Origin of the sequence: Sporichthya sp., from assembly GCF_013815995.1 — a bacterium.
Classification (GTDB): domain Bacteria; phylum Actinomycetota; class Actinomycetes; order Sporichthyales; family Sporichthyaceae; genus Sporichthya.
The window spans coordinates 1-5457 of record NZ_JACDFE010000264.1 but is presented as its reverse complement, the minus strand read 5'-3'; the positions used below and the strand labels follow the sequence as shown (position 1 = coordinate 5457).

General features: G+C 69.9%; 9 protein-coding genes. 7 read left to right on the top strand and 2 right to left on the bottom strand.

Translation table 11 applies throughout. From position 1 onward, the window contains the following. Positions 1-146 precede the first annotated feature (146 nt). The 4 genes from H0X00_RS21085 to H0X00_RS21075 all read left to right on the top strand — a co-directional run bounded on the left by H0X00_RS21085 (position 147) and on the right by H0X00_RS21075 (position 2247). Entirely contained in the window at positions 147-881 is a 735-nt protein-coding gene (locus tag H0X00_RS21085) for a DUF2993 domain-containing protein (protein ID WP_293774540.1), read from the top strand. Then, on the top strand, positions 844-972 hold the full coding sequence (locus H0X00_RS24000) for an Ms5788A family Cys-rich leader peptide (protein WP_367186720.1): 129 nt from the start codon (positions 844-846) through the stop codon (positions 970-972). The genes H0X00_RS21085 and H0X00_RS24000 overlap by 38 nt, the downstream gene beginning before the upstream one ends. A gap of 109 nt (positions 973-1081) precedes the next feature. After that, positions 1082-1945, top strand: coding sequence for a sulfurtransferase (locus H0X00_RS21080; RefSeq protein WP_293774538.1), 864 nt, complete (start codon positions 1082-1084; stop codon positions 1943-1945). Next, entirely contained in the window at positions 1945-2247 is a 303-nt protein-coding gene (locus H0X00_RS21075; RefSeq protein ID WP_293774536.1) for a DUF1416 domain-containing protein, read from the top strand. Before H0X00_RS21080 ends, H0X00_RS21075 begins: the two co-directional genes overlap by 1 nt. A gap of 183 nt (positions 2248-2430) precedes the next feature. Here the strand turns inward: H0X00_RS21075 and H0X00_RS21070 are convergent, their stop codons facing one another. Continuing rightward, on the bottom strand, positions 2431-3333 hold the full coding sequence (locus H0X00_RS21070) for a hypothetical protein (RefSeq protein WP_293774535.1): 903 nt from the start codon (positions 3331-3333) through the stop codon (positions 2431-2433). A 177-nt stretch (positions 3334-3510) separates the two neighbouring features. Then, a complete protein-coding gene (locus H0X00_RS21065; RefSeq protein ID WP_293774533.1) occupies positions 3511-3873 on the bottom strand; it encodes a DsrE family protein in 363 nt (120 codons plus the stop codon). Between the two features lie 44 nt (positions 3874-3917). Between H0X00_RS21065 and H0X00_RS21060 the strand changes: the two genes are divergently transcribed. Genes H0X00_RS21060 through H0X00_RS21050 form a run of 3 tightly spaced genes read left to right on the top strand, consistent with a single transcriptional unit; the run spans position 3918 to position 5366 of the window. Further along, a complete protein-coding gene (locus H0X00_RS21060; protein WP_293774531.1) occupies positions 3918-4442 on the top strand; it encodes an FABP family protein in 525 nt (174 codons plus the stop codon). A 7-nt stretch (positions 4443-4449) separates the two neighbouring features. After that, a complete protein-coding gene (locus H0X00_RS21055; protein WP_293774529.1) occupies positions 4450-4875 on the top strand; it encodes a Fur family transcriptional regulator in 426 nt (141 codons plus the stop codon). A gap of 11 nt (positions 4876-4886) precedes the next feature. Further along, entirely contained in the window at positions 4887-5366 is a 480-nt protein-coding gene (locus H0X00_RS21050; RefSeq protein WP_293774527.1) for a GNAT family N-acetyltransferase, read from the top strand. Positions 5367-5457: the final 91 nt, after the last annotated feature.

The window sequence follows — 5457 nt, the reverse complement described above, 5'->3', positions numbered from 1 at the left end:
GGCCGCGAACCGGCAGGCCCGGCGCCAGGCGTCCCGGCAGGCCCGGCGCTCCGGAGAGGCCGCGCTGGTGATGGCTTCGGCGATGCCGTTGGTGCTGGCCGCGCCCGCTGCATACGTGCTCGGCCGGTTGCTGGTGGGATAGCGGGGTGCGACGGGGCAGATTCTGGGCGATCGCGGCGGTCGTCGTCGTGGTGCTGCTGCTCGTCGTCGACCGCGGCGGGCAGATGGTGGTCGAGGGGCTGGTCAAGGAGCAGATCCAGAAGAGCCTGGCCACGCCGGACAAGCCATCGGTCGACATGAGCGGCTTCCCGTTCCTGCCCCAGCTGATCAGCCAGAAGTTCGACGACGTCACCGTCGACATCCGCGACGCCGACGCCGGTCAGATCCGCGCCGAGCGGGTCAGCGCCGTGCTGACGGGTGTGAAGCGCGAGGGGGCCGGAGCGCAGGTGGACTCGCTCAGCGGGACCGGGCGGATCAGCTACGCCGCCGCCACCGCGGCGGCGGGTGGCTACGCCGTCTCCTACGGCGGCAAGAACCTGGTGAAGATCAGCGGCAAGGTGCGCTTCGCCGGGCAGACCCGGACGGCATCGGCGTCGGGCAAGCCCCGGATCGTCGGGAACGAATTGCTGATCCGGCCGGAGCAGGTCTCCGTCGACGGCACCGCGGCGCCGGTCTCCGGCCTGATCCCGGACATCCGCTATCCGTTGCGCGAGATTCCCCAGGGCATGACGATCAAGATCAACCCGACCGAGGCGGGCATCGAGTTCAGCTTCGACGGCGAGAACCTGATGCTCTCCAGTGCGGACATCACCGCCGCCTGGGGACTCTGGTCCGTCTCACCAGATGAGACCGTCTACGCACGTCCGCAACCCGCTACGTAGCATTGGGCACGTGTCCCAGCCAGCAGTTCTGACCAAACGGCGCGCGGTCGACCTGTGCCGCGTGGCCACCTGCTTGTGTCGCTGCGTCTGATCGCCGACACCTTCACGCCTTTCTCCGGCGCGCTGCTTTCTGCCGCGCCCCCTGCGCTGTCCCTGGTCGGACGCGCCCCCTTGGTTTGCTTATCTGGAAGGACATTCCCATGAGCCGCAGTGATTCCCTCGTCGACGCCAACTGGGTCGAGGCGCACCGCAGCGACCCGAACGTCGTGCTCGTCGAGGTCGACGAGGACACTCAGGCCTACGACAAGGGCCACATCGCGGGCGCCGTCCGGATCGACTGGAAGGACGACCTCCAGGACCGGGTCCGCCGCGACTTCGTGAACAAGCCCGAGTTCGAGGCGCTGCTGTCCTCGCGAGGCATCGGCAACGAGCACACCGTCGTCTTCTACGGCGGCAACAACAACTGGTTCGCCTCCTACGCCTACTGGTACTTCAAGCTCTACGGCCACGGCGACGTGAAGCTGCTCGACGGCGGGCGCAAGCGGTGGGAGCTGGACTCCCGCGAACTGGTCACCGAGGTTCCCTCGCGGCCGGCGACGTCCTATGTCGCCCAGGAGCAGGACCGCTCGATCCGCGCCTTCCGCCAGGAGGTCGAGGACGCGATCGGTTCGGTGAACCTGATCGACGTCCGCTCGCCCGACGAGTACGCCGGCCGCATCCTCGCCCCGGCGCACCTGCCGCAGGAGCAGTCCCAGCGTCCGGGCCACATCCCGACCGCGGTGAACATCCCGTGGTCCAAGGCCGCGAACGACGACGGCACCTTCAAGTCCGACGACGAGTTGCGCGCGCTCTACGGCGAGGCGGGCGTCGACTTCGGTCAGGACACCATCGCCTACTGCCGCATCGGCGAGCGCTCGGCGCACACCTGGTTCGTGCTGCACGAGATCCTTGGCCAGACCAGCGTCCGCAACTACGACGGCTCCTGGACCGAGTACGGCGCGCTGGTCGGCGTCCCGATCAGCCTCGGCGACAACCCCGGCGGTCCCGAGGGTGGTGTCGCCTGATGTGCGGCGCTGTCGCCGGCGGCCCGGCCCTCCCCGCGAATGTCGACCTCGGCAAGGAGGCGATCATCCAGGGCATCGTGACCCGGGACGGGCATCCGGTGCCGAACGCCTACGTGCGGTTGCTGGACAAGACCGGTGAGTTCACTGCCGAGGTCCCGACCTCCGCGACCGGCCAGTTCCGCTTCTTCGCCGGCCCCGGAACCTGGACCCTGCGCACCCTCGCCCCCGGCGCCCAGGCCGACCGCCAGGTCGCCGCCGCCCTCGGCTCCATCGCCGAGCTGGAGATCGTCCTCCCGGCGTAGCCCGGCGCCGGGCCTCGCCCAGTTCCCGCCGCCCAGTTCCCGCCGCCCAGTTCCCGCCGCCCAGTTCCCGCCGCCCAGTTCCCGCCGAAAGCGCACATCTGCAGGCGAAATCCCGCTTTCTGACCTGCAGATGTGCGCTTTCGTGTGACGACACGCCGACCGCCGCGACCGCCGCGACCGCAGCTACCGGCCGCGATGGCGCTTGAGTTGGCGCGCGTATCCGTCCTTGATTCGTTCGAGTGTGGCGGCCGGACGCTGGTAGAGGTCCGTCGCGGTGACCTTCATGACGAGCCAATCGACGTCGCGCACGTTCTCGTCCCGCTTGATGTCGCGTTCCCACTGACGCTGTTCGCGATGGTGGGCGCCCTCGTACTCGAGGCCGAACAGGATCTCCGGCCACTGGATGTCGACCTCGGCCAACCAATCACCTGCGGCGTCATACACGGGCGCGTTGCAGACCGGCTTGGGCAGACGGCCGTTGACGACGACGAGGAAGCGAAGACGCGTCTCCGAGGCTGACTTGCTGGCCGGATCCAGCAGGGGAAGCGCCGCCCTCGCGAGCCGCACACCGCGACGTCCCTTGCCTCGATCGACCGCCTCGGCGAGGCCCGAGACGCCGTGCGGGTCGAGTTTGGCCAGCGGATCACCCGCGATGACGAGCGACAGGAAATCCAGCCTGCCGGCCAGGTCCAAGAACGTCCTCGCCGGAGTGGTGATCGGGAGCCCGTAGTGATGTCGCACGTCCGTCTCGCGGATGGTTTGGATCCGGTGCCCCACCACACCGCCGACGCGTGGCTCGATGGGCTGCGCAGTGCAGATGTGAACCAGTGGCTCATCGGGGACCGGAACCCGAAGCAGCTCTGCCGCTGTGTAGTGGCTGAAGACCGCGTCGTCCGGCAGGACGAGCCGCAGAGCGCGGCAGCGCTCCCAGAGCCCGTCGGGTTGGTCGGCCGGGACGTGAAGGCCCCGGGCGACTCTGCGGAACCCCCGGCCTCCATCCAGCTGGCTCCGCGTCACGCCCGAGCCCAGTGCTTGCGCCCTAGTGAAGGCCTGGAACTCGGCGTCAAGATCGTCGTCTCGCTTCATAGCCGCCACTGTGTCCCCGACAAGCGCGGCGGAGGCCCTCGTCCGCCCGGGCTGTGGACGACGATCGACCACCACGCCAGCTGTGGATGACCGGCGTGTCGTCCCACGAACGTGCAGAACTACAGGCCGATTCGACCGAACGACCTGCAGGAGTGCACTTTCGGCGGGGTTGAGCCTTCAGTAGACGAGGGCCTGGGCGCCGTCGGCGCAGGATTCGTGGACGAAGACGGCGGCGCCGGCGATGCGGATGCCGTCGAGGACGTCGCCGGGTTCGATGGCGCGGCGGGCGGCGCACTGGGTGCACAGGGTGACGCGGCCGAACTCCAGGACAGTCGCCAGCAGGCTCTCCAGCGGCTCGGAGTGCGGGAGCTCGAACTCCGCGGCCTTGCCGGGGAGGGCGAACCAGGCGCTCTCGCCGGTGAGCCAGAGCGAGACCTCGATGCCGGAGGCGGCGGCGACGGAGGCGACGGTGAACGCCTGCGCGCAGCGCTCGGGGGCGTCGGCGCCGGCGGTGACCTTGACGACCAGGGTGCGAGCCATGACGGCCAAGGTAGCGAGCGGACCCCCGCCGTAGACTCCCGCGGGTGTTCGAGATTCCCCCCAATCTGCACGAGGCCAACATGGGCCTGGCTTTCCTGCTCGGCGCCTGGGAGGGCGAAGGGGTCGTCGAGTACCCGACCATCGAGCGCAGGCTGTTCAAGCAGCGGGTCGAGTTCTCGCAGAACAGTAAGCCCTTCGTGCACTACCTGAGCCGCAGCTGGGAGATCGACCAGGCGGGCACCGTGCTCGGGCCGCTGAACATGGAGACCGGTTTCTGGCGGCCGCGCCCGATGGACAAGGCCGAGGACTCCGACGCCATCCCGCTGGAGGTCCTGCTGAGTCACCCGACGGGCTTCCTGGAGGCGATGCTCGGGGAGATCCGCGGGCCGCGGATCGAGGTAGCGACGACGGGCCTGCTCAAGGTCGAGTCGGCCAAGGACTACCGCCGTGGGCACCGGCTCTACGGGCTGGTCAACGGTGAACTGATGTGGGTCTACGAGATGGAAGCGATGGGGGAGCCCCTCCAGGCGCACATCTCGGCCGCGCTCAAGCGGGCACCGGCGGAGTGAGCCCCGTATGAGCGAGGACTGGCGGGTCATGCTGCGGGAGAAGGGCTACCGCCTGACCCCGCAGCGCGAGCTCGTCCTGGCCGCCGTCAACGAGCTCGCGCACGCGACGCCGGAGCAGGTCTGCGCCCGCGTGCAGGAGACCGCCAGCGGGATCAACATCTCCACGGTCTACCGGACGCTGGAGCTGCTCGAGGAACTCGGACTGGTCCGGCACGCGCACCTCGGTCACGGCGCACCGTCGTACCACCCGGCCGGGCATCATCACCATCTGCACCTGGTCTGCCGGGACTGCGGGACGGTCTCCCAGGTCGGGGTCGACGTGGCCGGCCCGTTGACCGAGGCGGTGCGCACGGCGGAGGGCTTCGAGGTCGACCTGGAGCACTTCGCGATCTACGGCCGCTGCCGCGGCTGCGCGAAGCGCGCGCAGGCCTGACGCCCACTCAGATGAGCCTCCTGCTGCGCGCCCCGGCGCCGGGTGACTGGGGCTGGATCATCGCCCGGCACGGCGCGCTCTACGGCGCGGAGTGCGGCTGGGGCACCGACTACGAGGCCTACGTCGCTCACCGGGTCGCCGAGCTCGCCGAGAACCTGGACCCGCACGCCGAGGCCGTCTGGATCGCCGAGCTGGACGGGGTGCCGGTCGGCTCGATCGCGTGCGCCCGGAAGGACGACGAGACCGCGCAGCTGCGCTTCTTCCTGGCCGAGCCGAGCGCTCGCGGCCGCGGCGTCGGGCTCGCCTTGATCCGGGCCTGCCTGGAGTTCGCCACCGCCTGCGGGTACCAGCGCATGATGCTGTGGACGTGCAGCGGCCTGGCCGCTTCCCGCGGCCTCTACGAACGGCACGGCTTCACGCTGGAGTCCGAGCTCGGCCCGTTCCCGTTCGACGCCGCCCGCACCGAGCAGATCTGGTCCCGCGACCTCTGAGTCGCGCGGTGCATACAGTGGAGCGCGTGCCTACCGACGTGCTGACCTCCCCGCTCCTGACCCGGCCCGGCGCGGTCGCCGCAGACGGGCC